Source organism: Caulobacter sp. GW821-FHT10A06 (assembly GCF_059415805.1).
In genome coordinates this window covers 410,637-433,709 of sequence record NZ_JBWKNY010000004.1, presented here as the reverse complement: position 1 = coordinate 433,709, position 23,073 = coordinate 410,637, and the positions used below count along the sequence as shown (strand labels likewise).

The following is a 23,073-nucleotide window of genomic DNA, read 5'->3' as shown; positions in this document are numbered from 1 at the left end:
ATGGCCGACAAGTCCGTGAAGAAGGTCGTGCTCGCCTATTCGGGCGGTCTCGACACCTCGATCATCCTGAAGTGGCTGCAGACCGAGTACGGCGCTGAAGTCATCACCTTCACGGCCGACCTGGGCCAGGGCGAAGAGATCGAACCGGCGCGCGCCAAGGCGCTGGCCGCCGGCGTCAAGCCCGAGAACATCTTCATCGAGGATGTCCGCGAAGAGTTCGTCCGCGACTTCGTGTTCCCGATGTTCCGCGCCAACACCGTGTACGAAGGCCAGTACCTGCTGGGCACCTCGATCGCGCGTCCGCTGATCGCCAAGAAGCAGATCGAGATCGCCCGCAAGATGGGCGCCGACGCCGTCAGCCACGGCGCGACCGGCAAGGGCAACGACCAGGTCCGTTTCGAGCTCGGCTACTATGGCCTGGAGCCCGACATCACCGTGATCGCCCCGTGGCGCGAGTGGGACTTCAAGTCCCGCGAGGCCCTGCTGGACTTCGCCGAGAAGCACCAGATCCAGATCACCAAGGACAAGCGCGGCGAAGCCCCGTTCAGCGTCGACGCCAACCTGCTGCACTCCTCGTCGGAAGGTAAGGTCCTGGAGGACCCGGCGGTCGAGGCCCCCGAGTTCGTCCACATGCGCACCATCGCGCCGGAAGACGCGCCGGACGCCCCGACGATCATCACCATCGACTTCGAGAAGGGCGACCCGGTCGCCATCGACGGCGTCGCCCTGTCGCCGGCCGCCCTGCTGACCAAGCTGAACGAGCTGGGTCGCGACAACGGCATTGGGCGCCTGGACCTGGTCGAGAACCGCTTCGTCGGCATGAAGTCGCGCGGCGTCTACGAGACCCCGGGCGGCACCATCCTGCTGGCCGCTCACCGCGGCATCGAGTCGATCACCCTCGACCGCGGCGCCATGCACCTGAAGGACGAGCTGATGCCGAAGTACGCCACGCTGGTGTACAACGGTTTCTGGTTCACGCCCGAGCGCGAGATGCTGCAGGCGGCCATCGACTACAGCCAGCAGAAGGTCACCGGCCGCGTCCGCGTGAAGCTGTACAAGGGCAATGTCACGGTCATCGGCCGCGAGAGCCCGTACTCGCTGTATGACCAGGACCTGGTGACCTTCGAAGAAGGCAAGGTCGCCTACGACCACCGCGACGCCGGCGGCTTCATCAAGCTGAACGCCCTGCGCCTGCGCGTCCTGGCCAAGCGCGACAAGCGCGGCTAGGCCTCAAAAGCCTTGGACTACGAGAACGCCCCGGCCGTCGGTCGGGGCGTTTTTCGTTTCAGACCCTGTTGTACGGGTACCGGTCGCGGATCATCCGCTGGAAGAACCGGCCCTTGGACGGGGCGCGGAAGAACGCTCTGCCGACGCGTTCGGGGACGCCGACATAGACGTACTCGTCACCGTCCTGGAAGGTGACGAACAGCTTGCCGTGTTCAGGGGCGTAGTCGATCTCTCGGATCGCCGTGGATTCCACATGCATGGCCATCGAGCCTTTCGCGCGGGGGATCGTTCAGTCCTAGGAGCGATTCAGCGGGCAGGGAGTTCCCAAGGCGAAGGTTGCGCGGCCGCGCCAGCCGTCTAGGCTCCGCTTCGGGGGCGGCCGTCAGAGCCGCCGGGAGGAACACCGAAAATGCATCAGTCCCACGCGCTCGTGGCGATCGTCACCCTGCTGTCGCTGTTGGTCTATCTCTGGATGATCCTGCGGATCCCCGGAGCGCGCCGGCGGTCGGGCATCGAGGCCCCGGCCATGAGCGGCCATCCGGAGCTGGAGCGCCATCTGCGCGTCCAGGCCAACACCGTCGAGTGGCTGGTCATCTACCTGCCCTCGCTGTGGCTGTTCGCCATCTACTGGAACGACCTGGTCGCCGCCGCCTTGGGGGTGGTCTGGATGCTGGGCCGGATCATCTACGCCGTGGGCTATGCCGCCGATCCCAAGAAGCGCGAGCTGGGCTTCATCATCCAGGCCCTGGCGACGGCGGCGCTGTTCTTCGGCGCCCTGGGACGGGCGATCTGGATCCTGATGGTCATCGGCAACTAGACCAAGCTTTGCCGGACCCAAGCTTTGCCGAGAGGGGCGCGGAGGCCTATATCCGCGCCATGGACCACCTGCCCGTCGATCCCGCCCGCTATGGCGCCTTCCTGGTCGCCATGTTCGTCATGGCCATCACGCCGGGGCCGGCCAATCTGTTCGCCATCGCCACCGGCATGGAGCGCGGCAAGGGCGCGGCGCTGATCAGCGTGGTGGGCATGAACACCGCCACCCTGGTGTGGTTCGGCTGCTCGGCGCTGGGCCTGGGCGCGCTGATCCTGGCCTTTCCGAAGGCCTTCCACGTCCTGGCCCTGGCGGGCGCGGCCTATCTGGTATGGCTGGGGCTGAAGTCGCTGTGGGCGGGCTACAAGAACGTCGAGAGCCACGCCTCGGCCACCGTGCGGGCCGGGCGTTCGGCCTTCTTCGACGGGTTCATGGTCCAGATCGCCAATCCGAAGATCCTGCTGTTCTTCTCGGGCGTGCTGCCGCCGTTCCTGGACATCAAGCGGCCGCTGGTCCCGCAGCTGATCATGTTCGCCTGCGCCACCATCGGCATGGACCTGATCAGCATGTCTTCCTACGGCCTGGGCGGGGCGGCGCTGTCGACCCGGATGAACGAGCCAGGTTTTCGTCGAATTTTTTCAATCCTGGTAGGCGTCCTTCTGATCACGGCCGCCGTACTTATTATGTCCCGAGGATGATTGGTTGCGGCGCTGTATCAAACGGCGCCTTGGCGAAACCACAAAGCCCAGCCAGAGTTGTCCTAAACACCGAGGACTCCGCTTGAAGGAGCAAGTCATGTCCATGAAGAAGGTCGCCATCGCCGCGTCGTTGGCTCTCGCCGCGACCTTAGCGGCTTGCGCGACGCCTACGCCCTATCAACCGCGCGTCACGTCCGGCTCGACCACCGGCGGCTTCTCCGAACAGCGGCTGGAAAGCGACCGCTACCGGATCAGCTTCGCCGGCAACAGCCTGACCTCGCGCGAGACCGTCGAGCGTTACCTGCTCTATCGGTCGGCCGAGCTGACCGTGCAGCAAGGCTACGACTGGTTCGAGACGGCCGACCACCGCACCGACCGCACGGCCCGCTCGTACGTCGAGCCCGATCCGTTCGCGCGTCCGGGCTTCGGCTATGGCTATCCGTACGGCTACTGGCGCCCGTCCTGGCGCTATTTCGGCGGCGGCTATGGCTGGCGCACCTGGGACCCGTTCTGGGGTGACCCCTTCTTCGCCGACCGCGCCCAAATCCGCACGGTGGAGCGTTTCGAGGCCGGCGCCGAGATCCTGCTGCACAAGGGCAAGAAGCCGGAAGGCGACCCGCGCGCCTACGACGCCCGCGAGATCATGAGCAACCTGGCCAGCACCATCCAGCGGCCGGTTCCGGGCAAGTAAGAAAAGCGCCCTTCCCCCTTGATGGGGGAAGGGTCGGGGATGGGGGTGATGCGGCGGTTCCGCCTGCATCGCCCTATCTCACCCCCACCCAACCCTCCCCCATCAAGGGGGAGGGCTTTTCTTTGCCTATCGCGGCGCCATGCGGATGCCGCCGTCCAGCCGCACGTCCTCGCCGTTGAAGTAGCCGCAGGTGATCATGGTGAGCGCCAGCTGGGCGTACTCTTCCGGATTGCCCAGGCGCTTGGGGAACGGCACCGAGGCCGCCAGGCCGGCCTTCACCGCTTCGGGCGCATTGTTCATCAGCGGGGTGTTGAAGATGCCCGGCAGGATGGTGTTGACGCGGATGCCTTCGCCCATCAGGTCGCGGGCGATCGGCAGGGTCATGCCGACCACGCCGCCCTTCGACGCCGAATAGGCCGCCTGGCCCATCTGGCCGTCCTCGGCCGCCACCGAGGCGGTGTTGACGATCGCGCCGCGCTCGCCGTCTTCCAGCGGTTCCAGGTCCAGCATGCCCTTGGCCGACTTGGCGATGCAGCGGAACGTGCCGACCAGGTTGATCTGGATGATGCGGTCGAAGGCGTCGAGCGGGAAGTGCTTGGTCTCGCCGGTGGCCTTGTCGCGGCTGGCGGTCTTGGCGGCGTTGCCGGTGCCGGCGCAGTTGACCAGGATCCGCTCCTGGCCGTGGGCGGCGCGGGCCTTTTCGAAGCCGGCGTCGACATCGGCGTCGCTGGTGACGTTGACCTTGCAGAACACGCCGCCGATCTCCTTGGCGACCGCTTCGCCCTTCTCCTCGTTGAAGTCGAAGATGGCGACCTTGACGCCTTGGGCGGCCAGGGCGCGGGCGGTGGCCTCGCCGAGGCCCGAAGCGCCCCCGGTGACGACGGCGGCGACGGTGTTGTCGAGTTTCATGGACGTTTCCCCTTGGGTTCGCGTTTCCAGCGTTTAGGATCGTGCTTGAGTGAGGGTTTAAACCGATGAGCCGCGACGCCAAACCGTCCCCCGACGTAAACGTCAACGAGGTGCTGGATCCCAAGAAGGCCCTCTCGCCCGTGACCGTGCGCGTCAACGAGGAGAAGGTGCGCGAGGGCTTCCTGCCCAAGATCCGCAAGGTCGCCGCCAAGGTGCCGTTCGCCGCCGACGCCCTGTCGGTCTGGTGGGCCGCCCGCGATCCCGAGACCCCGACGGCGGCCAAGGGCATGATCTTCGCGGCCCTGGCCTATTTCGTCCTGCCCACCGACGCGATCCCCGACATCCTGCCGGCCATCGGCTTCACCGACGATGCCGCGGTGTTCGCGGCCCTGGTGGCGATCCTGGGCAAGACCATCAAGCCGCGCCACAAGGAGGCCGCCCAGGCCTTCCTGCAGAAACTGTCCCATGACGCCTGAGGCCCTGCTGTGGGCGATCGCCGCCGGCAGCGCCCTCGCCTATGGCCTGATCTTTGTTCATCAGCCCCCGTCTTTTCTACGAACGACCGTCAAGACCAGCGCCGTCGCGGCCTTGGCGGTGCTGGCCTATCTGGACGGCGGCTCAGTGCTGCTGGCCGTCGCCCTGGCCTTCTGCGCCCTGGGCGACGCCTTCCTGGCCGGGGATCCCAAGCGCTGGCTGCCGTTCGGCCTGGGCGCCTTCCTTGTCGGACACCTCGTCTACATCCCGCTTTTCCTGGAGCATGAGAGCACACCGCCCGCCCTGTTCTGGGTCGGCGCGATCGGGGTCGGCGCCGCCGCCGGCCTGATGCTGCGCCTGCTGTGGAGCAGCCTGGGCAAGCTGAAGATCCCGGTGATCGCCTATGTGCTGGCCATCGTCGGCATGGTCGTCTCGAGCCTGCTGCTGCCGGAGCGCGCGATCGCCACCACGATCGGCGCCTTCGCCTTCATGGCCTCGGACGCCATCCTGTCCTTTGACCTCTTCAAGGGCGCCAAGCTGCTCAATTCCCCGCGCCTGACCGCCTGGGCCGTCTGGTTCCTCTATTGGGGCGGACAGGCGGCCATCTGCTGGGGCATGCTCAGCTAGACCTTTCGGAGACCGCCATGCTCGCTCTCGTGATCGCCGCCCTTGTCCAGGCCGCCGCCGCTGCTCCGGCGCCGCCGCAAGCCGATCCCGAGGACAAGGCCGTCATGACCGTGACCCAGGCCTTCCTCGACGGCCTGGCCGCCGCCGATCCCGAGGCCCTCAAGCCCCTGTTCCTGCCCGGCGCCCCGTTCATGGGCGTGCGCACCCTGGGTGGCGGCCAGTTCAAGATCGGCCGCGTGGCCTTCGAGGACAGCTACGGCAAGCGCCTGGATCCGGGCGTCAAGGAATGGATCTGGTCGCCGGTGATCATCCGCCGCGGCGGCCTGGCCACCTTGACCGCGCCCTATGAGGTCTCGCGCGACGGCAAGACCCTGCACTGCGGCATCGACGTTTTCACCTTCGCCAAGCAGGACGGCGCCTGGAAGATCGCCAGCATCAGCTGGACGGCCGAACCCGACGCCTGCCCCGAGCTGCGCAAGCTCTAGCCCACCCGGAACCGCAGCACCGCCCCGTTCCACAGCGCGTCGTCGTGATCCTCCTCGACGATGTCGCGCACGCCCGGATAGCTGGCCGCCGCCTGGCGCCAGAAGGCCAGGGCGCCGGCGTTGCGGCGGACCACCGCCGCCTCCCACACACCCCAGGCCGTGCCGAACAGGGCGTGGGCGGCCGCGATCCCCACCCCGCGCCGGCGGTGCTTGCGGACGACAAAGAACTCGGCCACCGCGCGGTCGATCGGCGCGCGGGCGTGGGCGACGTCGTTGACCAGGGCGAAACCAACCGGCAGGCCGTTGATGCGGAACAGCCAGGCTTCGCGGGCCGGGTCGGCCCAATAGGTCTCCAGACCCGGATAGTCGAAATAGCGCCCGTCCGGCCCCAGCTCGCCCTCGACCTCGCGGTCGAACCACAGCTCCGAGAAGTCGTGGATGTAGAGCTGCATCAGGTTGGCGACGATGTGCGCCTCGTCGGCGCCGGCGCGGCTGACGACCAGATTCAGCATCGACATGAATTTCCTCCGTGTGCGACAGGTTGTCGCGGACGAACCAGTGCTTAAGTTGGTCGGATGATCGAAGCCCTGCTCAGCAAAATGATCAAGACCGGCGACTTCACGGCGCATCTGCCGGGAGGCCGGGTCATCAAGGCGGGGGATGGCACGGGGCCGCCCGTAGCCATCCGGATCAACGGCCGGGGCCTGCGCCGCCTGGCCAATCCCAGCCTGGGCCTGGGCGAAGGCTATATGGAAGGCGACATCGTCTTCGAACAGGGCACGATCGACCAGCTGCTGACCATCGTCGGCGAGAGCGGCGGGCGCAAACCCAAGCGCGGCTCGGCCTTCACCCGTTTCCGCAAGGCGCTGAAGCGACGGATCCAGCAGGTCAACGACCGCGTGGCCTCGCGCCGCAACGTCTCGCACCATTACGACCTGTCCAACGACCTGTACCGCAGGTTCCTCGACACCGACATGCAGTACTCCTGCGCCTATTTCGAGCGTCCGGACATGACGCTGGAAGAGGCCCAGGAGGCCAAGAAGGCCCTGATCGGCCGCAAGCTGCTCATTGAGCCCGGCATGAAGACGCTGGACATCGGTTCGGGTTGGGGTGGTCTGTCCATGACCCTGGCCAAGGACTTCGGGGCGCAGATGACCGGGGTGACCCTGTCGACCGAGCAGCTGGCCCTGGCCAAGGAGCGCGCCGCCAAGGCGGGCCTGGCCGACAAGACCGACTTCCGCCTGACCGACTATCGCGACCTGGACGAAAAGTTCGACCGCATCGTCTCGGTCGGCATGCTGGAACACGTCGGCGCGCCGAACTTCCGGACCTATTTCGAGACTATCGCCAAGCTCTTGGACGAGGACGGCGTGGCCCTGGTCCACTCGATCGGCAAGATGCACGGACCGGGCGCGACCAACGCCTTCACCCAGAAATACATCTTCCCGGGCGGCTACATCCCCGGCCTGTCGGAGATCGTCACCGCCATCGAGCAGGCGGGCCTATGGATCACCGACGTCGAGATCCTGCGCCTGCACTATGCCGAGACCTGTCGCATCTGGCGCGAGCGGTTCATGGCCGATCCCGATATCCCGACGATGTTCGACGCCCGCTTCCGGCGGATGTGGGAGTTCTACCTGGCCGGCGCCGAGCTGGGCTTCCGGCACGGCGGCCACATGGTCTTCCAGATCCAGCTGGCCAAGAAGCGGGACGCGGTGCCGCTGACGCGGGATTATCTGCTGCGCGCCTAAAACGCTCCAAAGATTGACGGGAAAGCTGGCGGCGTTCATAGGCGCCGCCTGATCTCCTGAAGGAAGCGCCATGCTGGCCGACCTCCTGCGCCGCAAGCCCGTCGCCAATGTCGAGGGCGAACATCCGCCCGAGAACCTGCACCGCTCGATCGGCCTGTTCCAGCTGACCATGCTGGGCGTCGGCGCGACGATCGGCACCGGCATCTTCGTGGCCCTGACCACGGCCGTGCCGGCGGCGGGTCCGGCGGTGATCCTGTCCTTCGTGCTGGCCGGCATCACGGCCGCCCTGACGGCCCTGTGCTACGCCGAGCTGGCCTCGACCATCCCGGTGTCGGGGTCTTCGTACTCCTACGCCTATGCGACCTTGGGCGAGTTCGTCGCCTTCCTGGTCGGGGCGTGCCTGCTCTTGGAATACGCCGTCTCTGCCTCGGCCATCGCCGTGGGCTGGGGGCAGTATCTGAACGAAATGCTGGTCGACCTGGTCGGCTGGAAGATGCCCGACGCCATCGCCAAGGCCCCTGGCGCCGGCGGCATCGTCAACGTGCCGGCCGTGGTGCTGGTCGGGGCCTGCATGATCCTGCTGCTGCGCGGCGTGAAGGAATCGGCGGCGATCAACGCCGTGCTGGTGGTGCTGAAGCTCTTGGTGCTGCTGTTCTTCGTGGTCGTGGCCTTCAGCGGCTTCCACGCCAGCAACCTGATGCCGTTCATGCCGATGGGCGTGGCGGGCGTCGGCGCGGCGGCCTCGTCGATCTTCTTCTCGTATATCGGCATCGACGCGGTCTCGACGGCGGGCGAGGAGGTCAAGGACCCGCGCAAGACCCTGCCGCTGGGCATCGTGCTGAGCCTGCTGATCGTCACCGCCGTCTACATCCTGGTCGCCCTGGCCGCGGTCGGGGCCCAGCCCTGGACGGCGTTCAAGGGTCAGGAAGCCGGCCTGGCGGTGATCCTGCGCAACCTGACGGGCCAGGCCTGGACCTCGCTGATCCTGTGCGTCGGGGCGATCGTGTCGATCTTCTCGATCACGCTGGTCGTCATGTACGGCCAGACGCGGATCCTCTACGCCATGAGCCGCGACGGCCTGCTGCCCAAGGTGTTCCAGCGTCTGGATCCCAAGACCCACAGCCCGGACCTCAACACCTACATCGTCGCCGCCTTCATCGCGGTGCTGGCGGCGTTCGTGCCGCTGGACGTGCTGGTGAACCTGACCAGCATGGGCACCTTGATCGCCTTCGCCATCGTCTCGCTGGGCGTGATCATCCTGCGCCGCACGCAGCCGGACCTGCCGCGCGGCTACAAGGTGCCGCTGTACCCGGTGCTGCCGGCGCTCAGCGTGGCCTTCTGCGAGTATCTGATCATCGGCCTGCCGCTGGACACCTGGCTGCTGTTCGCGGTGTGGGTGGCGGCGGCTTGCGCGATTTATTTCGGATATTCGCGCAAGCACTCGCGACTGAACGCCTAGGCGCTATTCCACCGTCACCGACTTAGCGAGGTTGCGGGGCTGGTCCACATCCGCGCCCTTCACCACGGCGACGTGGTAGGCCAGCAGCTGGATCGGGGCCGACATCACCAGGGTCGAGACCAGGGGGTCCGACGCCGGGGCCGTGACCACCACCTTCGCGCCGGCGGGCGCATGCTTCACGCCTTCGGTGTCGGTGATGAAGATCACCTGGCCGCCCCGGGCCATGACCTCGCTCATGTTCGAGGCCGATTTCTCGAAATAGCTGTCGTGCGGGGCCAGGATGACGATCGGGGTCTGGTCGTCGACCAGGGCGATCGGGCCGTGCTTCAGCTCGCCGGCGGCGTAGCCCTCGGCGTGGATGTAGCTGATCTCCTTGAGCTTCAGCGCGCCTTCCAGGGCCAGGGCCGACATCGGGCCGCGACCGAGGTAGAGCACGTCGCGCGCCTTGGCGACGTCGGCGGCGATCTCCTTGATGGCGTCTTCCAGGCCGATGGCCTCGGCGATCAGGCGCGGGGCTTCCAGCAGCACCTTCACGAGGCGCTGCTCCTCGGCGGCGTCGATCGTCCCGCGCGCCTTGGCGGCGGCGATGGCCAGGGCGATCATCACGCTGACCTGGGCGGTGAAGGCCTTGGTCGAGGCGACGCCGATCTCGGGACCGCAGTGGATCGGCCAGACCACGTCGACCTCACGGGCCATGGTTGATTCCTGGGCGTTGACGACCACGGCGCTCTTCATGCCCTTGGCCTTGCAGTAGCGCAGCGCCGCCAGGGTGTCGGCGGTCTCGCCCGACTGCGACATGGCCACGACCAGCGAGCCCGGCCGCAGGGCCGGCGTGCGGTAGCGGAACTCCGAGGCGATCTCGACATCGACCGGCAGGTCGGCCAGCTGCTCGATCAGGTACTTGCCGACCATGCCGGCGATGAACGAGGTGCCGCAGGCGACGATCTGGATGCGCTCCAGCTTGGCGAAGTCGATGTCGCCGGGCACCGAGGCGCGCGAGGTCAGGGTGTCGACATAGGCCGCGATCGTGCGCTGGCAGCCTTCCGGCTGATCATGGATCTCCTTCTCCATGAAGTGCCGGTAGTTGCCCTTCTCCAGCATCACCGCCGAGGTCGGCACCACCCGCACCGGCCGGGTCACCGCCGCGCCCGAGGCGTCGAAGATCCGGTAGCTGTCGTGGTCCAGGGCCACGTAGTCGCCCTCGTCCAGATAGACGACGCGGTTGGTGAAGGGACCGACGGCCAGGGCGTCCGAGCCCAGGAACATCTCGCCCTGGCCTTCACCCACGACCAGCGGGCTGCCGCGACGGGCGCCCAGGATCAGGTCATTCTCGCCCTCGATCAGCACGGCCAGGGCGTAGGCGCCGGTCAGGCGGTCCAGCGTGGCCTTGAAGGCCTCCAGCGGCGGCAGGCCCGTGGCCAGCTCGGCGTCGATCAGGTGGGCGATGACCTCGGTATCGGTGTCGCTCGAGAACGTCCGGCCGGCGGCGGCCAGCTCGGCCTTCAGCTCGGCGAAGTTCTCGATGATGCCGTTGTGGACCAGGGTGACGCGGCCGGCGGTGTGCGGGTGGGCGTTCTGGACATTGGGCGCGCCGTGCGTGGCCCAGCGGGTGTGGCCGATGCCGGTCGTCGCGACCAGCGGCTCCTCGGTCACGACGGCTTCCAGCGCCTTGATCTTGCCCTTGGCGCGACGGCGCTCGACCTTGCTGCCGACCACACCGGCGATGCCGGCGGAGTCGTAGCCCCGATACTCGAGCCGCTTGAGGCTCTCGATCAGGCGCTCAGCGACGGGCTCTTTTCCGACGATGCCGATAATGCCGCACATGGGCCATGATCCCTTGTAGAACGCACGGACAGGATTATGCCTGTCGACGCGAGACTTGCTTGAGGCGCCTTTAGCACTGGCTAAAGACGCTCACTCGTAAATCTGCATTTCGGATCGTTTCGCGGTCCGACGAAGGCTTCAAAGAGACCAGAAGACGACCATGAGCAAGCGCGCCTATTTCGGCACCGACGGCATCCGGGGCCAGGCCAACAAGCATCCGATGACGGCCGAGGTCGCCCTGCGCGTCGGCCTGGCCGCCGGCAAGCTGTTCCGCTCGCAGGACGAGCGCCGGCACCTGGTGGTGATCGGCAAGGACACCCGCCTGTCGGGCTACATGATCGAGCCCGCGCTGGTCGCCGGCCTGACCAGCGTCGGCATGGACGTGCGGCTGTTTGGCCCCCTGCCCACGCCTGCGGTCGCGATGATGACCCGCTCGATGCGCGCCGACCTCGGGATCATGATCAGCGCCAGCCACAACAATTTCGCCGACAACGGCATCAAGCTGTTTGGCCCCGACGGCTACAAGCTGTCGGACGAGCAGGAGCTGAAGATCGAGGCCCTGATGGACGAGGGCCTGCAGGAAGGCCTCGCCGCCCCGCGTGACCTTGGCCGCGTCAAGCGCGTCGACGACGCCCAGGCCCGCTATATCGAGATCGTCAAGGCGACCTTCCCGCGCCACCTGAACCTGTCGGGCCTGCGCATCGTCATCGATTGCGCCCATGGCGCGGCCTACAAGGTCGCGCCCGACGCGCTCTACGAACTGGGCGCCGAGGTGTTCACGGTCGGGGTGGCCCCGAACGGCACGAACATCAACGCCGAGTGCGGCTCGACCCATCCCGAGGCCATGGCCAAGATGGTCCGCGAGTACCGCGCCGACATCGGCATCGCCCTGGACGGCGACGCCGACCGCCTGGTGATCTGCGACGAGAAGGGCGTGGTCGTCGACGGCGACCAGATCATGGCCATCATCGCCGCGGCCTCGCACAAGGCCGGAACGCTGAAGGGCGGCGGCGTGGTCGCCACCGTGATGTCGAACCTGGGCCTGGAGCGCCAGCTCTCGACCCTGGGCCTGTCGCTCGAGCGCACCTCGGTCGGCGACCGCTACGTCATGCAGCGCATGCGCGAAGGCGGCTTCAATGTCGGCGGCGAGCAGTCGGGCCACCTGATCCTGTCGGACTTCTCGACCACCGGTGACGGCCTGATCGCCGCCCTGCAGGTGCTGGCGGTGATGATCCAGACCGACCTGCCGATGAGCGCCCTGGGCCGCCAGTTCGAGCCCGTGCCGCAGCTCTTGGAAAACGTCCGCTTCGCCGGCGGCAAGCCGCTGGAGGCCAAGTCCGTGAAAGAGGCCATCGCCGACGGCGAGAGCCAGCTGAACGGCTCGGGCCGCATCGTCGTCCGCGCCTCGGGCACCGAACCCCTGATCCGCATCATGGCCGAGGGCGATGATCCCGCCCTGGTGACCAAGGTGGTGAAGTCGATCGTCAGCGCGGTGAAGGCGGTCTGATCCCATGGACATGGGCGAGACCGGCTATGCCGCATTCCACGACGGCAATCTGCTCGCCATCGAGCTGGACCTCCCGGCCTGGGCGCTGACCATCCGGCTGGCCGCCTATCCCCCCGGCGTCCGGGATCATCGAATCCTGGTCGCCGTGCGCTTCGAGAAGGTTCGGGCCTTCTCGACCACGACTGACCCGGAACAACTGGCGATCCACGCCAGTTTCGGTAACATCGCTCACTGGATCCCGACCAAGGGCGCCAATACCGTGAACCTGGCCTTTGGCGCGATCACGTTCCATGCCGAAGACTTCTCGGTCACCCTGGGTGGCCCAGCGCCTGAATCCGAGCCGTACTGGACTCCGGACGCCGAGGACGAGAACGGCCTGGACGGCTAAACGTCAGCAAGGGTTGGCGTCCCGCGCAAAAACCTCCATCATGTAGAAAAGCATCCCATATTTCGGGATCCACGTGATGGAGGAAGACATGCAGCGTATCGAAACCGCGCCGAGCGAGGCGCGCGCATGAACCCGCTGCTTGGCGTCGTCTTCCACTGGCTGGGCGGTCTGGCCTCGGCCAGCTTCTATGTTCCGTATCGCGGCGTGAAGCGCTGGTCGTGGGAAATCTACTGGCTGACCGGGGGCATCTTCTCCTGGCTGCTGGCTCCGTGGCTGTTCGCCTCGCTGCAGACCCCCAACCTGATGGGCGTGATGAGCCAGGTCCCGCACGACGTCGTGGGCCTGTGCGTGCTGTTCGGCGTGCTGTGGGGCTTTGGCGGCCTGACCTACGGCCTGACCATGCGGTATCTGGGCCTCTCGCTCGGCATGGCCGTGGTGCTGGGCCTGTGCACCGTGTTCGGCACCCTGATCCCGCCGCTGGTCCGCGGCACCTTCGCCGCCACCCTGCTGGGCTCGACCTCGGGCAAGATCATCCTGCTGGGCCTCTTGATGACCCTTGCCGGCATCATCGTCGTGGCTATGGCCGGCGCCAAGAAGGACGCCGACCTGTCGCCCGACCAGAAGGCCGCCGCCGTCGCCGAGTTCGACTTCAAGAAGGGCATCGCGGTCGCGATCTTCTCGGGGATCATGTCGGCTTGCTTCGCCTTCGGCCTGGCCGCTGGCGAGCCGGTGAAGGCCCTGGCCGCGGCGGCCGGCGCGGGTCCGCTTTGGACCGGCCTGCCGACCCTGTGCCTCGTGATGTTCGGCGGCCTGATCACCAACGGTATCTGGTGCGCCGGCCTGATCATCCGCAACAAGTCGGCCGGGCAGTGGCTGGGCAAGACGACGGAAGCCGACGCTGCTGAGCCCAAGGCCCCACTGCTGGTCAACTACCTGCTGTGCGCCCTGGCCGGCACCGCCTGGTACTTCCAGTTCTTCTTCTACACGATGGGCGAAAGCCAGATGGGCAAGTTCGGCTTCTCCAGCTGGACCCTGCACATGGCCTCGATCATCATCTTCGGCACCCTGTGGGGCTTTGCCTTCAAGGAGTGGAAGGACGCCCGCCCCGCCGTGCGCAACATGGTCTGGGCCGGCGTGGCCCTGCTGGTCGGCGCGACCATCGTGATCGGCTACGGGAACATGATCGGGGGCTGAGGGCCCGTCCTCGTCCTTCGACAAGCTCAGGATGAGGACTACTTTTCGCGGCGGTTCACTAGAAACCTCACCCTGAGCCTGTCGAAGGGCGAGGTTTCGGCTCCTCAGAGCTCTTCAGCCGCCTCCACTACCCCCCGCAGGTACTCCACATGCGCCCGGAAGGCTTTGCGGCCTTCCGGGGTCAGCCGGGCCTGGGTGCGGGGGCGCTTGCCGACGAAGTCCTTCTCGATCGCCACATAGCCGGCCTTCTCCAGGGTCGTCAGGTGGCTGCCCAGGTTACCGTCGGTGGCTTCCGTGATCGTTTTCAGGCGCGGGAAGTCCAGCGGCTGGCCCTTCTCGGCCGCCAGGGCGGCCATGATCTTCAGCCGCAGCGGCTGGTGGATCACATCATCGAGCCCGGCCATCGTCATGCGCTCCTCAGCCACAGGCCGCTGAGGAAGAGGCCGCCACCCCCGACCAAGGCCAACCACTCGGCCAGGTATTGGGGCCAGGCGTAGTAGCCCAGCAGGGTGGCCAGGAACACCACCGCCCCGATCACGGCGTAACGCCAGGCGGCCATCGTCACGCCCATCACCGTATAAAGGAAGCCCACGAACAGCCCCGGCAGGGCGATGTAGGGCAGGAGCTCGGTCTTGGGGAACACCGCCACGATCGCCAGGATGAAAGCCACGCACGCAGCCATGCCCAGGCTGGTCCGCCAGGCCTGGCTCGGCGCCCCGCCGTCGGCCGGCTTGAACCGGGACGACAGCACCAGCGTGCCGATGACCCCGACGGCGTCCAGCCCGCCCCACATCCAGCCCCAATATTCCGGCGCTAGCCTGGCCATGCCCAGATAGCCCAGGCCCCAGATCAGGCCCCACACCATCAGGATCGGCCCGGCGTGGCGGTAGCTGCGCAGCGCCATGCCCCGACGGGTCACGCTGTCGATCTGCGACAGGGCCGCCTCGGCTTCGTGTTTGGATACGCTCGTCATCACCAGCCTCCATGGTCAGAGAACTCTGTGATGCAGAGTTGGTCATAGTGGAAATGCTCTGTCAAGCAGAGTGCTCTGAACAAACCGGATTGGACGGGAAGATCCTCCCCCTCGCGGGGAGGTGTCGGCGCAGCCGACGGAGGGGGAAGTAGCGGGCTATCCGGTTACTTCCCCCTCCGGCCTTCGGCCGCCTCCCCCACAGGGGGAGGATCTACGGCGAACTACACCCCCACCTTCGGCGACTTCATCCGCCGCTTGTTCACGTGATGGCTCGGCGCCTCGGCCTGGATCTCTTCGGGATACTCACCCTTGAAGTAGAACCGCTGCCAGGCCTCCTTGGTGGCCTCCGGATCGCGCTTGAAGATCAGCTTGTTGAACTCGCTCCGCTTCTCGGCCCAGACGTCGTACTGGCGCCGCAGGTCCGGGTTGGAATTCATCGAGCGGATCACCGGCTGGAAGGCCTCCATCGGCTTGTCCTGGATCGGCATGATGAAGCAGAAGGTCTCGCCCTTCTCGAACCGCACCGTGCCGGGGCGGGTGAAGATCCAGTTCATCGTGAACGGGAACGGCAGCCAGTCGGTCTCGATCACGCCGGCCAGCGGCTGGATCCCGTCCTTGACGTGGTTGGGCGGACCCATGGCCATCAGCGACCAGCCTGGCGGCGTGCGGAACAGGTAGCCGGTGTGGAAGGTCACCACGCCACGCGTGAAGTGAGACTTCACGAAGTCGGTGAAGCCCGGATACGGGTGGTCGGGCTGGAACTTGATGCACTCCTGGTGCGCCCCGCCGTCCCAGCTCATCGAGAAGCCGACCGGACACAGAACGTCCCAGCCGGTGGTGTTGGCCATGGTCAGCGGCAGGCAGCGATAGGGATGGCGGTCGGCGAAATGATCCATCCAGGCCCGCTGCGGGCGGCCGGGCACGATTTCCGGCGGACGGTTCTCGGTGGGATAGCACTCCAGTTCCATGCCGGTCCTTTGCTCTTCTTCCTGCCCTAGGTGTTCTCTGGTCTAGCCCTGCGGGTGTTGGGCCGTCTAGAGAGACCTCATGAAGACCAGAGCCGACCTGTTCGCCTTTTTCGAGGCCCACGGCATTGCCGCCTCGACCCTCGACCACCCGCCGGTGTTCCGCGTCGAGGAGGGCCTGGAGATCAAGAAGGCCCTGCCCGGCGGCCACACCAAGAACCTGTTCCTCAAGGACGCCAAGGGCCAGCTGTGGCTGATCTCGGCCCTGGGCGAGACGGTCATCGACCTGAAGAAGCTGCACCACGTGATCGGCTCGGGCCGGCTGTCGTTCGGCCCGCAGGAGATGATGGTCGAAACCCTGGGCGTGACGCCGGGCTCGGTCACCGCCTTCGGCCTGATCAACGACGGCGAAAAGCGTCTGCGCTTCGTGCTCGACAAGGCCCTGGCCGAGTCTGACCCGGTCAACTTCCACCCGCTGGGCAACGACGCCACCACGGCGGTGAGCCAGGCCGACTTCCGCAAGTTCCTCAGCGCCCTGGGCGTGGAGCCGATGATCGTCGACTTCGAAGCCATGGAAGTCGTCGCCTAAGAGGCGAACACGCCGTTGCGAAGATGCGCGCCAGGGACCATCTTGGCGGCTAACGCGTTCCCTGCCTTGAGTACACGAGAGACCCGATGTCCCTGATCGGCGAAAAGCCCGCGACCCCTGCTAAAAGCGAGCACATCAAGGACGGCACGGACGCCAGCTTCATGGCGGACGTCATCGAGGCCTCCAAGACCCAGCCCGTCATCGTCGACTTCTGGGCCACCTGGTGTGGTCCCTGCCGCACCCTGACCCCGACGATCGAGAAGGTCGTCAACGCCGCCAAGGGCGCGGTGAAACTGGTGAAGATCGACGTCGACGCCAATCCGGGCTTCGCTGGCCAGCTGCGCGTGCAGTCGATCCCCACCGTCTACGCCTTCGTCGACGGTCGTCCCGTGGACGCCTTCCAGGGCGCCCTGCCCGAGAGCCAGGTCAAGGCCTTCGTCGAGAAGCTGACCGGTCCGGCCGGCCCCAGCGCCATCGACGACCTGATCGCCCTGGGCAAGGAATCGCTGGAGATCGGCGACATCGGCGGCGCGGCCCAGGCCTTCGCCCAGGCCCTCAACACCGACCCGACCAACATCAAGGCCCTGGGCGGCATGGCCCGCGCCTATCTGCTGGGCGGCGACCTGGAAGGCGCGGCCGAAGTCGTGGCCATGGCCCCGGCCGACGCCAAGGATCCGGATCTCGACGCCGCTCGCGCCGCCCTGGCCCTGGCCGAAGACGCGCCGTCCGAGACCGCTGAGTTCGAGAAGCGCCTGGCCGCGAATGCCGACGACCACGAGGCCCGCTTCGAGCTGGCCAAGGCCCTGGCCGGCGTCGGTCGCCTGGACGAGGCCGCCGACCATCTTCTGACCATCATCGCCCGCGACCGTACGTGGAACGACGACGCGGCGCGCAAGCAGCTGCTGACGGTGTTCGAGGCCGCCGGCCCGACGTCCGAGACCGCCAAGCAGGGCCGGCGCAAGCTGTCGGCCATCCTCTTCAGCTAGGAGCGTCCATGCAGGGGAACTATCGCAAGCTCGCCGACTTGCCGCTGGTGATCCCAGTGTTCCCGCTGGACGGGGTCCTGCTGCTACCCGGCGGCCAGCTGCCGCTGAACATCTTCGAGCCGCGCTACCTGAACATGCTGGACGACGCCATGTCGGGCGAGCGGATCATCGGCATGATCCAGACCAAGCCGCACCAGGCCGCCGACAACGAGCGTCCGGCCCTGGCGCCGGTGGGGTGCGCGGGCCGTGTGACCAGCTTCGCCGAGACTAGCGACGGCCGTTACCTGATCACCCTGACCGGCGTCTGCCGCTTCCGGACCGGCGACGAGCTGCCGGTGCGCACGCCCTACCGCCAGGTCCGCGCCGACTTCACCCCGTTCGAGCCCGACCTGCGCGAGGACGCCGCCGGCGTGCGCACGGCGGCCGATATCGACCGGCTGCTGATGGCCCTGCGGCGTTATCTCGACCACCGGGGCCTGGCCATCGACTGGGGCGACGCCGAGAGCGCGCCGTCGGACGCCCTGATCAACAGCCTGGCCATGGCCCTGCCGTTCGACCCGTTGGAAAAGCAGGCCCTGCTCGAGGCCGAGACGATCTTCGAACGCAAGGCGACTCTGACGGCCTTGCTGGAAATCGACGCCGCCGCCGGGGACGATGACGAACCGCATTCGATCCAGTAGAGAGGGGGCCATGACGCAAGCCGCTCCCCCTCCCGTCGACGTCGATCCGCGCCTGCTGGAAGTGCTGGTGTGCCCCGTGACCCGGGGCGCGCTGGAATATGACCGCGCCAAGGGCGAGCTGATCAGCCGCTCGGCCAAGCTGGCCTATCCGATCCGCGACGGCGTGCCGATCATGCTGCCGGAAGAAGCCCGCGAGCTGGACGCCTAGAGCGCCACGCCCCGCAGCAGCTTGGGCAGGTCGCCCACCCCGCCGCCGGCCTCGTGCATGAAGAACCGGCGGGCGGGCGCGATCTGGTTGACCACCGCCAGGCCGGCGCCGCGCGCCAGGCGCATCAGCGGATTGTCGTTCGAGAAGATCCGCACGAAGGCGTCGAAGGCCACGGCGTTGCTGACCGTGTCGAACCGCCGCCAGCGGGCGTAGCGTTCCAGCACGGCCTCGGCCCCGATGTCCTCGCCATTGCGAATGGCCTCGACCAGCACCTCGGCCAGGGCGGCGGCGTCCTTCAGGCCCAGGTTCAGGCCCTGCCCGGCGATCGGGTGCACCCCGTGGGCGGCGTCGCCGATCAGGGCCAGGCGCGGAGCGACCATGCGCTCGGCCAGGCTCAGCGATAGCGGATAGACGAAGGTCGGCCCCTCGATCGAGACCTGCCCCAGGAAATCGCCGAACCGGCGCATCAGGTGGGCGTGGAAGGCCTCGGGCGACGCATTGCGCAGGGCCTCGCCGCGCGCGGTGCTCTCGGTCCAGACCAGGCTGGCGCGGTTGTCGGTCAGCGGCAGGATGGCGAACGGGCCGCTGGGCAGGAAATATTCGTGGGCCACGCCCTCGTGCGGCTTTTCCATCCGCACGGTCGCCACCACGCCCGACTGGCCATAGCTCCAGCCGATCTCGCCGATGCCGGCCGCCTTGCGCAGGACCGAGCCCCGCCCCTCGGCGCTGACCGCCAGCGGAGCCGACAGCACCCGCCCGTCGGCCAGGGTCAGGCGCGCGCCGGCTGCGTCGACTGACAGGGCCTTGGCCGCCATCGGGGCGATGACCGGGATCTCTTTCTCCGTCACCGCCTGGGCCAGGGCCTGGCGGATACGGCGGTTCTCCACGAGGTAGCCGAGGGGCTCGCCCTCGATGCGGCCCGAGATCTCGCTGCTGTCGAACCGCAGGAAGGCCGGCAGCGGCTTGCGCGAGGCGGCGCCAGGCGTGCGGCCGTCGGTGACCAGGATCTGCTCGATGCGCTGAGCGTGGGGGGCCAAGGCCTCGCCCGCCCCGATCGTGCGCCACTGGCGGAAGCTGGAATAGGCGATCGCCGAGCTGCGGCCGTCGAAAGTCGGGGCCAGCTGGGCTTCGAACGGCTGGGGGTCAACGAGGAGCGGCTTCAGGCCGCCCGACGCCAAGGCCAGCGCCAAGGTCGAGCCGGCCATGCCGGCGCCCGCGATGATGACATCAGCGTCCATGGCTACTTCGTCTCCGCATAGGGGGCCTTGGCGTCCTGGCGCACCAGGCCGCGCGTGGCGTCGCCCACGCCGATCAGCACGAACTGCACCGCCAGAGCGCAGAGGATCAGGCCCAGGACCCGCACCACGATGCTCATGCCGATCCGGCCCAGCACCTTGCTGATCAGCGGCGCGGCCCAGAACACCGCCACCATCACCAGCGACACCACCGAGATCACCGCCACGCCCAGCCCGACGCCCGCCCAGCCGAACGGCTTGGCCTCGGCGGCGTAGATGATCACCGTCGAGATCGCGCCCGGCCCGATCAGCAGCGGCATGGCGAACGGCACGATCAGGCGCTCGAAGCGCTTCTGGGCGTAGACCCGCGCCGACTGGCCCTCGATGCCCTCGGCCGCGTCGGCGAACATGGTGGTGAAGTCGTCACGCAGCATGTCCAGGCCCAGAATGAACAGGATCACCCCGCCGGCGATGCGGAAGGCCGGCATCGAGATGCCGAAGAAGGCCAGGAGGCCCACGCCCGTGAAGAAGAAGAAGATCAGGAACGCCGCGACGAACAGGCCGATATAGACAGCCACCATCCGCCGCCCCGCCGCGGCCGCGCCCAGGGTGGCGGCGGCGAACAAAGGCACGTTGCCGATCGGGTCGATCAGGGCGAACAGCGCGACGAAGAAGTTGACGGCCAGCTTCGCCTCGGTCATTCGACGTCCTCGCCTTTCAAATCGCGCCCAAACTCGGCTCTGTCCTAGAGCGGACGATGACGCGCGCCAACCCCGGGGACCGAATATGACCGCCGACGCCCGCCTGATCGTGCCGCTGGACCTGCCGACCACCGACGATGCGCGCCGCATGGTCGAGCAGCTGGGCGACGCCGTCAGCTTCTACAAGATCGGCCTGGAGCTGCTGGCCAGCGACGGCATGGCCCTGGCCCATGAACTGAAGGCCAGCGGCAAGCAGATCTTCCTGGACTGGAAGCTGCACGACATCGGCGCGACCGTGGAGCGCTCGGCCCGCGTGCTGGCCCAGAGCGGCTGCGATCTGCTGACCGTCCACGCCGAGCCCCAGGTGATGAAGGCGGCGGTGAAGGCGCGTGGCGACTCGTCCTTGAAGATCCTGGCCGTCACCGTGCTGACCAGCCTGACCGACGCCGACCTGGTGGAGATGGGCTACAGCTTCAACGCCCGCGACCTGGTCGAGCGCCGCGTGCGCCAAGCGATCAAGTGCGGCGTCGACGGCATCGTCTCCTCGCCCCATGAGGCGGCCCTGGCCCGCGAGATTGCCGGCCCTGATTTCCTGATCGTCACCCCCGGCGTGCGCCCCGACTGGTCGGCCAAAAACGACCAGGCCCGCGCCGCCACCCCGGCCGACGCCATCCGCGCCGGCGCCAGCCACCTGGTCTGCGGCCGCCCGATCACGGCGGCGAACGACCCGAGGGAAGCGGCGCTGAAGGTGGTGGGGGAGATCGCGGGGCTCTGAGACTCAGCACAGGCCCCCACCTGACCTCGCTCCGCGAGGTCTGTCCGCCCCCAAGCGGGGCGGAGAGGGAACTCTCCTCCCCCTTTTGGGGGAGGGGGACCGGCGAAGCCGGTGGAGGGGCCAGCGCCGCCCTTACTTCACCACCATACCCACGCCCCGCGCCCGCGGATCCGCCTCCGGCACGGGCGTGCGGACCACGACCTGGATCGCCTCCATGTCGCCGCTGAAGTCCTCGACCCACTTGTAGCCCCGCCCCTCCAGCGCGCCCTTCAGCGCCGCCGACGGCGGATACCCCGGCTCGTAGAAGATCACGTTCTCGGGCAGCAGCTGGTGGTGGAAGCGCGGCGCGTTCTGGGCCGCCTTCAGGCTGAGTTTGAAGTCGTAGACATTGGCCAGCACCTGGAACACCCAGGTGAAGATCCGCGAGCCGCCCGGCGTGCCGATGACCATGGCCGGCCGCCCGTCCTTGACCAGGATAGTCGGCGTCATCGACGACAAGGGCCGCTTGTGCGGCGCGATGGCGTTGGCCGCCCCACCGACCACGCCGAACATGTTGGGCGCGCCGGGCTTGGCCGAGAAGTCGTCCATCTCGTCGTTCAGCAGGAAGCCCGCTCCTTCGACCACCACGCCCGAACCGAACCAGCCGTTCAGGGTGTAGGTGTTCGACACCGCGTTGCCCCACCGGTCGACGATCGAATAGTGGGTCGTCTGCGGCTTCTCCAGGCCCGGAACCACCGCCTTGGTGACCGAGGGCTTGTCCGGATCGACCTCCCGCGCCCGCCGCGCCACATAGGCCGGATCGATCAGGTTCGAGACCGGCACCTTCACGAAGTCTGGGTCGCCCAGATATTCCGCCCGGTCGGCATAGACGCGCTTTTCGATCTCGGCCAGCAGGTGGACATATTGCGGGCTGTTGAGCGCCACGCCTTTGAACTTCGGCGACAGGTCCTGCTTCATCAGCAGCATCTGCATCAGGGCGATGCCGCCCGAGCTGGGCGGCGGGGCGGTGATGACGTCATAGCCGCGCCACTTGGCGGTGACCGGCGTGCGCCAGACAGCCTTGTAGCCCGCCAAGTCCGCCTTGGTGATCAGTCCCTTCACCGGCCCGCGCTGCATCTGGGCGACGATCAGGTCGGCGGTCTTGCCCTCGTAGAAGGCCTTGTCGCCCTCCTTGGCGATCCGCTCGAGGGTGGCGGCCAGCTCCGGCTGCTTGAACATCGTTCCGGCCTTCACCGGCGCGAAATAGTCGCGGAAATTGGTCTTGGCGAGTTGCGGCGGGACCTCCTTGGTCAGCATGCCGGCGAACTGGTCGTTCACCAGGAAACCGCCCTTGGCATAGCGGATGGCCGGCGCCAGCACCCGCGCCCAGGACAGCTTGCCGAACCGCTTGTGAGCCATGGCCAGGCCTCGCACCGTGCCCGGCGTGCCGGCCGCGAGATTGCCGAACAACGACAGGTCCGCGACAGGCTCGCCGTCCTTGCCCAGATACATGTCGGCCGACGCCGCCGCCGGCGCGGTCTCGCGATAGTCCAGGAAGTAGGGCTTGCCGTTGACGTACAGGGTCATGAACCCGCCGCCGCCCAGATTGCCGGCCTCGGGATAGGTGACCGCCAGAGCGAACCCGGTCGCCACCGCCGCGTCGACGGCGTTGCCGCCGGCCTTGAGGATCTCCTGCGCCGCCAGCGCCCCGTAGCGGTCGGGCGAGGCCACCGCCCCGGCGTCCAGCGCGCGGGCGGCGACCGCTTTCGATTTGGCGGGCGCGGCCAGGCTCGGCGGCGCGACCAGCAGGGCGACAGAGACGAGAGCAGCAAGCAGACGCAAGGCAGGCCTCCAGGCGATGGAAAGCCCAGCTAGGCACGACCGCGGCGGTTCGGGAAGCCATGCTCCGTGCATGGACTATGCTCACCCCCGAGCGC

General features: G+C 67.6%; 27 protein-coding genes. 17 read left to right on the top strand and 10 right to left on the bottom strand.

All coding sequences use genetic code 11. The features are described from left to right. Entirely contained in the window at positions 1-1,227 is a 1,227-nt protein-coding gene (locus AC07NF_RS13590) for an argininosuccinate synthase (protein ID WP_494626620.1), read from the top strand. Positions 1,228-1,285: 58 nt separating this feature from the next. On the opposite strand, the gene AC07NF_RS13585 is transcribed toward AC07NF_RS13590, so the two are convergent. After that, entirely contained in the window at positions 1,286-1,486 is a 201-nt protein-coding gene (locus tag AC07NF_RS13585; RefSeq protein WP_494627571.1) for a KTSC domain-containing protein, read from the bottom strand. Between the two features lie 150 nt (positions 1,487-1,636). On the opposite strand from AC07NF_RS13585, the gene AC07NF_RS13580 reads away from it, so the two are divergent. From AC07NF_RS13580 to AC07NF_RS13570, 3 genes are all read left to right on the top strand, one after another. Further along, positions 1,637-2,044, top strand: coding sequence for an MAPEG family protein (locus AC07NF_RS13580; RefSeq protein ID WP_494626617.1), 408 nt, complete (start codon positions 1,637-1,639; stop codon positions 2,042-2,044). Between the two features lie 59 nt (positions 2,045-2,103). After that, complete coding sequence (locus AC07NF_RS13575; RefSeq protein ID WP_494626615.1) at positions 2,104-2,736, top strand: LysE family translocator; 633 nt, start codon at positions 2,104-2,106, stop codon at positions 2,734-2,736. A 97-nt stretch (positions 2,737-2,833) separates the two neighbouring features. Continuing rightward, a complete protein-coding gene (locus tag AC07NF_RS13570; protein WP_492815848.1) occupies positions 2,834-3,427 on the top strand; it encodes a CC0125/CC1285 family lipoprotein in 594 nt (197 codons plus the stop codon). 126 nt (positions 3,428-3,553) lie between these two features. Here AC07NF_RS13570 and AC07NF_RS13565 read toward each other — a convergent pair whose 3' ends face one another. After that, complete coding sequence (locus AC07NF_RS13565) at positions 3,554-4,336, bottom strand: SDR family NAD(P)-dependent oxidoreductase (protein WP_494626611.1); 783 nt, start codon at positions 4,334-4,336, stop codon at positions 3,554-3,556. Between the two features lie 65 nt (positions 4,337-4,401). Here AC07NF_RS13565 and AC07NF_RS13560 point away from each other — a divergent pair, with 65 nt between their 5' ends. Genes AC07NF_RS13560 through AC07NF_RS13550 form a run of 3 tightly spaced genes read left to right on the top strand, consistent with a single transcriptional unit; the run spans position 4,402 to position 5,922 of the window. Next, the gene (locus tag AC07NF_RS13560) at positions 4,402-4,812 is read left to right on the top strand and encodes a YkvA family protein (protein ID WP_494626609.1); all 411 of its coding nucleotides are present in this window, start codon (positions 4,402-4,404) and stop codon (positions 4,810-4,812) included. After that, on the top strand, positions 4,802-5,437 hold the full coding sequence (locus AC07NF_RS13555) for a lysoplasmalogenase (RefSeq protein WP_494626607.1): 636 nt from the start codon (positions 4,802-4,804) through the stop codon (positions 5,435-5,437). Before AC07NF_RS13560 ends, AC07NF_RS13555 begins: the two co-directional genes overlap by 11 nt. 17 nt (positions 5,438-5,454) lie before the next feature. Next, positions 5,455-5,922 carry a nuclear transport factor 2 family protein gene (locus AC07NF_RS13550; RefSeq protein ID WP_494626605.1) on the top strand — a complete coding sequence of 156 codons (468 nt, stop codon included), beginning with the start codon at positions 5,455-5,457 and terminating at the stop codon, positions 5,920-5,922. Here AC07NF_RS13550 and AC07NF_RS13545 read toward each other — a convergent pair. Continuing rightward, positions 5,919-6,434, bottom strand: coding sequence for a GNAT family N-acetyltransferase (locus tag AC07NF_RS13545; protein WP_494627570.1), 516 nt, complete (start codon positions 6,432-6,434; stop codon positions 5,919-5,921). The genes AC07NF_RS13550 and AC07NF_RS13545 overlap by 4 nt on opposite strands. A 63-nt stretch (positions 6,435-6,497) precedes the next feature. Here AC07NF_RS13545 and AC07NF_RS13540 point away from each other — a divergent pair, with 63 nt between their 5' ends. Both AC07NF_RS13540 and AC07NF_RS13535 read left to right on the top strand, forming a co-directional pair. Beyond that, positions 6,498-7,673 carry a class I SAM-dependent methyltransferase gene (locus AC07NF_RS13540; RefSeq protein WP_494626603.1) on the top strand — a complete coding sequence of 392 codons (1,176 nt, stop codon included), beginning with the start codon at positions 6,498-6,500 and terminating at the stop codon, positions 7,671-7,673. A gap of 70 nt (positions 7,674-7,743) precedes the next feature. Beyond that, positions 7,744-9,132 carry an amino acid permease gene (locus AC07NF_RS13535; protein ID WP_494626600.1) on the top strand — a complete coding sequence of 463 codons (1,389 nt, stop codon included), beginning with the start codon at positions 7,744-7,746 and terminating at the stop codon, positions 9,130-9,132. Positions 9,133-9,135: 3 nt separating this feature from the next. Here AC07NF_RS13535 and glmS read toward each other — a convergent pair whose 3' ends face one another. Next, positions 9,136-10,956, bottom strand: coding sequence for a glutamine--fructose-6-phosphate transaminase (isomerizing) (gene glmS, locus AC07NF_RS13530; RefSeq protein ID WP_494626598.1), 1,821 nt, complete (start codon positions 10,954-10,956; stop codon positions 9,136-9,138). A 160-nt stretch (positions 10,957-11,116) separates the two neighbouring features. Between glmS and glmM the strand changes: the two genes are divergently transcribed. The 3 genes from glmM to rhaT all read left to right on the top strand — a co-directional run bounded on the left by glmM (position 11,117) and on the right by rhaT (position 14,045). Further along, positions 11,117-12,463 carry a phosphoglucosamine mutase gene (gene glmM, locus AC07NF_RS13525; RefSeq protein WP_494626596.1) on the top strand — a complete coding sequence of 449 codons (1,347 nt, stop codon included), beginning with the start codon at positions 11,117-11,119 and terminating at the stop codon, positions 12,461-12,463. A gap of 4 nt (positions 12,464-12,467) precedes the next feature. Further along, the gene (locus AC07NF_RS13520; protein WP_494626594.1) at positions 12,468-12,851 is read left to right on the top strand and encodes a hypothetical protein; all 384 of its coding nucleotides are present in this window, start codon (positions 12,468-12,470) and stop codon (positions 12,849-12,851) included. 126 nt (positions 12,852-12,977) lie between these two features. Further along, positions 12,978-14,045: an L-rhamnose/proton symporter RhaT gene (rhaT, locus tag AC07NF_RS13515; protein WP_494626591.1), complete on the top strand. Its 1,068-nt coding sequence runs from the start codon at positions 12,978-12,980 to the stop codon at positions 14,043-14,045. Positions 14,046-14,149: 104 nt separating this feature from the next. On the opposite strand, the gene AC07NF_RS13510 is transcribed toward rhaT, so the two are convergent. From AC07NF_RS13510 to AC07NF_RS13500, 3 genes are all read right to left on the bottom strand, one after another. Beyond that, entirely contained in the window at positions 14,150-14,449 is a 300-nt protein-coding gene (locus tag AC07NF_RS13510; protein ID WP_492815859.1) for a winged helix-turn-helix domain-containing protein, read from the bottom strand. A gap of 2 nt (positions 14,450-14,451) precedes the next feature. Then, a complete protein-coding gene (locus tag AC07NF_RS13505; RefSeq protein WP_492815860.1) occupies positions 14,452-15,018 on the bottom strand; it encodes a hypothetical protein in 567 nt (188 codons plus the stop codon). A 221-nt stretch (positions 15,019-15,239) separates the two neighbouring features. After that, on the bottom strand, positions 15,240-15,986 hold the full coding sequence (locus AC07NF_RS13500) for a DUF6065 family protein (protein WP_492815861.1): 747 nt from the start codon (positions 15,984-15,986) through the stop codon (positions 15,240-15,242). A gap of 79 nt (positions 15,987-16,065) precedes the next feature. On the opposite strand from AC07NF_RS13500, the gene AC07NF_RS13495 reads away from it, so the two are divergent. The 4 genes from AC07NF_RS13495 (at position 16,066) to AC07NF_RS13480 (ending at position 18,446) form a co-directional block, all read left to right on the top strand. Next, a complete protein-coding gene (locus tag AC07NF_RS13495) occupies positions 16,066-16,572 on the top strand; it encodes a prolyl-tRNA synthetase associated domain-containing protein (RefSeq protein WP_492815862.1) in 507 nt (168 codons plus the stop codon). A gap of 86 nt (positions 16,573-16,658) precedes the next feature. Further along, positions 16,659-17,558 carry a thioredoxin gene (trxA, locus tag AC07NF_RS13490; RefSeq protein WP_494626587.1) on the top strand — a complete coding sequence of 300 codons (900 nt, stop codon included), beginning with the start codon at positions 16,659-16,661 and terminating at the stop codon, positions 17,556-17,558. An 8-nt stretch (positions 17,559-17,566) separates the two neighbouring features. Then, positions 17,567-18,238: an LON peptidase substrate-binding domain-containing protein gene (locus AC07NF_RS13485; RefSeq protein WP_494626585.1), complete on the top strand. Its 672-nt coding sequence runs from the start codon at positions 17,567-17,569 to the stop codon at positions 18,236-18,238. Positions 18,239-18,248: 10 nt separating this feature from the next. Next, on the top strand, positions 18,249-18,446 hold the full coding sequence (locus AC07NF_RS13480; protein WP_454713630.1) for a Trm112 family protein: 198 nt from the start codon (positions 18,249-18,251) through the stop codon (positions 18,444-18,446). Here the strand turns inward: AC07NF_RS13480 and AC07NF_RS13475 are convergent. Both AC07NF_RS13475 and AC07NF_RS13470 read right to left on the bottom strand, forming a co-directional pair. Further along, positions 18,443-19,684, bottom strand: a complete 1,242-nt coding sequence (locus AC07NF_RS13475; RefSeq protein ID WP_494626582.1) for a UbiH/UbiF/VisC/COQ6 family ubiquinone biosynthesis hydroxylase — start codon at positions 19,682-19,684, stop codon at positions 18,443-18,445. The genes AC07NF_RS13480 and AC07NF_RS13475 overlap by 4 nt on opposite strands. A 2-nt stretch (positions 19,685-19,686) precedes the next feature. Further along, entirely contained in the window at positions 19,687-20,382 is a 696-nt protein-coding gene (locus AC07NF_RS13470; RefSeq protein WP_295111207.1) for a MarC family protein, read from the bottom strand. An 85-nt stretch (positions 20,383-20,467) separates the two neighbouring features. On the opposite strand from AC07NF_RS13470, the gene pyrF reads away from it, so the two are divergent. After that, positions 20,468-21,157, top strand: a complete 690-nt coding sequence (gene pyrF, locus AC07NF_RS13465) for an orotidine-5'-phosphate decarboxylase (RefSeq protein ID WP_494626579.1) — start codon at positions 20,468-20,470, stop codon at positions 21,155-21,157. Positions 21,158-21,289: 132 nt separating this feature from the next. Here the strand turns inward: pyrF and ggt are convergent, their stop codons facing one another. Continuing rightward, complete coding sequence (ggt, locus tag AC07NF_RS13460; RefSeq protein ID WP_494626577.1) at positions 21,290-23,050, bottom strand: gamma-glutamyltransferase; 1,761 nt, start codon at positions 23,048-23,050, stop codon at positions 21,290-21,292. Positions 23,051-23,073: the final 23 nt, after the last annotated feature.

What these genes read in the sequence shown, in the direction of transcription:
- AC07NF_RS13590 (WP_494626620.1), top strand. Translation starts at nt 1, where the DNA reads ATGGCCGACAAGTCCGTGAAGAAGGTCGTGCTCGCCTATTCGGGCGGT.
- AC07NF_RS13585 (WP_494627571.1), bottom strand. Translation starts at nt 1,486, where the DNA reads ATGCATGTGGAATCCACGGCGATCCGAGAGATCGACTACGCCCCTGAA.
- AC07NF_RS13580 (WP_494626617.1), top strand. Translation starts at nt 1,637, where the DNA reads ATGCATCAGTCCCACGCGCTCGTGGCGATCGTCACCCTGCTGTCGCTG.
- AC07NF_RS13575 (WP_494626615.1), top strand. Translation starts at nt 2,104, where the DNA reads ATGGACCACCTGCCCGTCGATCCCGCCCGCTATGGCGCCTTCCTGGTC.
- AC07NF_RS13570 (WP_492815848.1), top strand. Translation starts at nt 2,834, where the DNA reads ATGTCCATGAAGAAGGTCGCCATCGCCGCGTCGTTGGCTCTCGCCGCG.
- AC07NF_RS13565 (WP_494626611.1), bottom strand. Translation starts at nt 4,336, where the DNA reads ATGAAACTCGACAACACCGTCGCCGCCGTCGTCACCGGGGGCGCTTCG.
- AC07NF_RS13560 (WP_494626609.1), top strand. Translation starts at nt 4,402, where the DNA reads ATGAGCCGCGACGCCAAACCGTCCCCCGACGTAAACGTCAACGAGGTG.
- AC07NF_RS13555 (WP_494626607.1), top strand. Translation starts at nt 4,802, where the DNA reads ATGACGCCTGAGGCCCTGCTGTGGGCGATCGCCGCCGGCAGCGCCCTC.
- AC07NF_RS13550 (WP_494626605.1), top strand. Translation starts at nt 5,455, where the DNA reads ATGCTCGCTCTCGTGATCGCCGCCCTTGTCCAGGCCGCCGCCGCTGCT.
- AC07NF_RS13545 (WP_494627570.1), bottom strand. Translation starts at nt 6,434, where the DNA reads ATGCTGAATCTGGTCGTCAGCCGCGCCGGCGCCGACGAGGCGCACATC.
- AC07NF_RS13540 (WP_494626603.1), top strand. Translation starts at nt 6,498, where the DNA reads ATGATCGAAGCCCTGCTCAGCAAAATGATCAAGACCGGCGACTTCACG.
- AC07NF_RS13535 (WP_494626600.1), top strand. Translation starts at nt 7,744, where the DNA reads ATGCTGGCCGACCTCCTGCGCCGCAAGCCCGTCGCCAATGTCGAGGGC.
- glmS (WP_494626598.1), bottom strand. Translation starts at nt 10,956, where the DNA reads ATGTGCGGCATTATCGGCATCGTCGGAAAAGAGCCCGTCGCTGAGCGC.
- glmM (WP_494626596.1), top strand. Translation starts at nt 11,117, where the DNA reads ATGAGCAAGCGCGCCTATTTCGGCACCGACGGCATCCGGGGCCAGGCC.
- AC07NF_RS13520 (WP_494626594.1), top strand. Translation starts at nt 12,468, where the DNA reads ATGGACATGGGCGAGACCGGCTATGCCGCATTCCACGACGGCAATCTG.
- rhaT (WP_494626591.1), top strand. Translation starts at nt 12,978, where the DNA reads ATGAACCCGCTGCTTGGCGTCGTCTTCCACTGGCTGGGCGGTCTGGCC.
- AC07NF_RS13510 (WP_492815859.1), bottom strand. Translation starts at nt 14,449, where the DNA reads ATGGCCGGGCTCGATGATGTGATCCACCAGCCGCTGCGGCTGAAGATC.
- AC07NF_RS13505 (WP_492815860.1), bottom strand. Translation starts at nt 15,018, where the DNA reads ATGACGAGCGTATCCAAACACGAAGCCGAGGCGGCCCTGTCGCAGATC.
- AC07NF_RS13500 (WP_492815861.1), bottom strand. Translation starts at nt 15,986, where the DNA reads ATGGAACTGGAGTGCTATCCCACCGAGAACCGTCCGCCGGAAATCGTG.
- AC07NF_RS13495 (WP_492815862.1), top strand. Translation starts at nt 16,066, where the DNA reads ATGAAGACCAGAGCCGACCTGTTCGCCTTTTTCGAGGCCCACGGCATT.
- trxA (WP_494626587.1), top strand. Translation starts at nt 16,659, where the DNA reads ATGTCCCTGATCGGCGAAAAGCCCGCGACCCCTGCTAAAAGCGAGCAC.
- AC07NF_RS13485 (WP_494626585.1), top strand. Translation starts at nt 17,567, where the DNA reads ATGCAGGGGAACTATCGCAAGCTCGCCGACTTGCCGCTGGTGATCCCA.
- AC07NF_RS13480 (WP_454713630.1), top strand. Translation starts at nt 18,249, where the DNA reads ATGACGCAAGCCGCTCCCCCTCCCGTCGACGTCGATCCGCGCCTGCTG.
- AC07NF_RS13475 (WP_494626582.1), bottom strand. Translation starts at nt 19,684, where the DNA reads ATGGACGCTGATGTCATCATCGCGGGCGCCGGCATGGCCGGCTCGACC.
- AC07NF_RS13470 (WP_295111207.1), bottom strand. Translation starts at nt 20,382, where the DNA reads ATGACCGAGGCGAAGCTGGCCGTCAACTTCTTCGTCGCGCTGTTCGCC.
- pyrF (WP_494626579.1), top strand. Translation starts at nt 20,468, where the DNA reads ATGACCGCCGACGCCCGCCTGATCGTGCCGCTGGACCTGCCGACCACC.
- ggt (WP_494626577.1), bottom strand. Translation starts at nt 23,050, where the DNA reads ATGCACGGAGCATGGCTTCCCGAACCGCCGCGGTCGTGCCTAGCTGGG.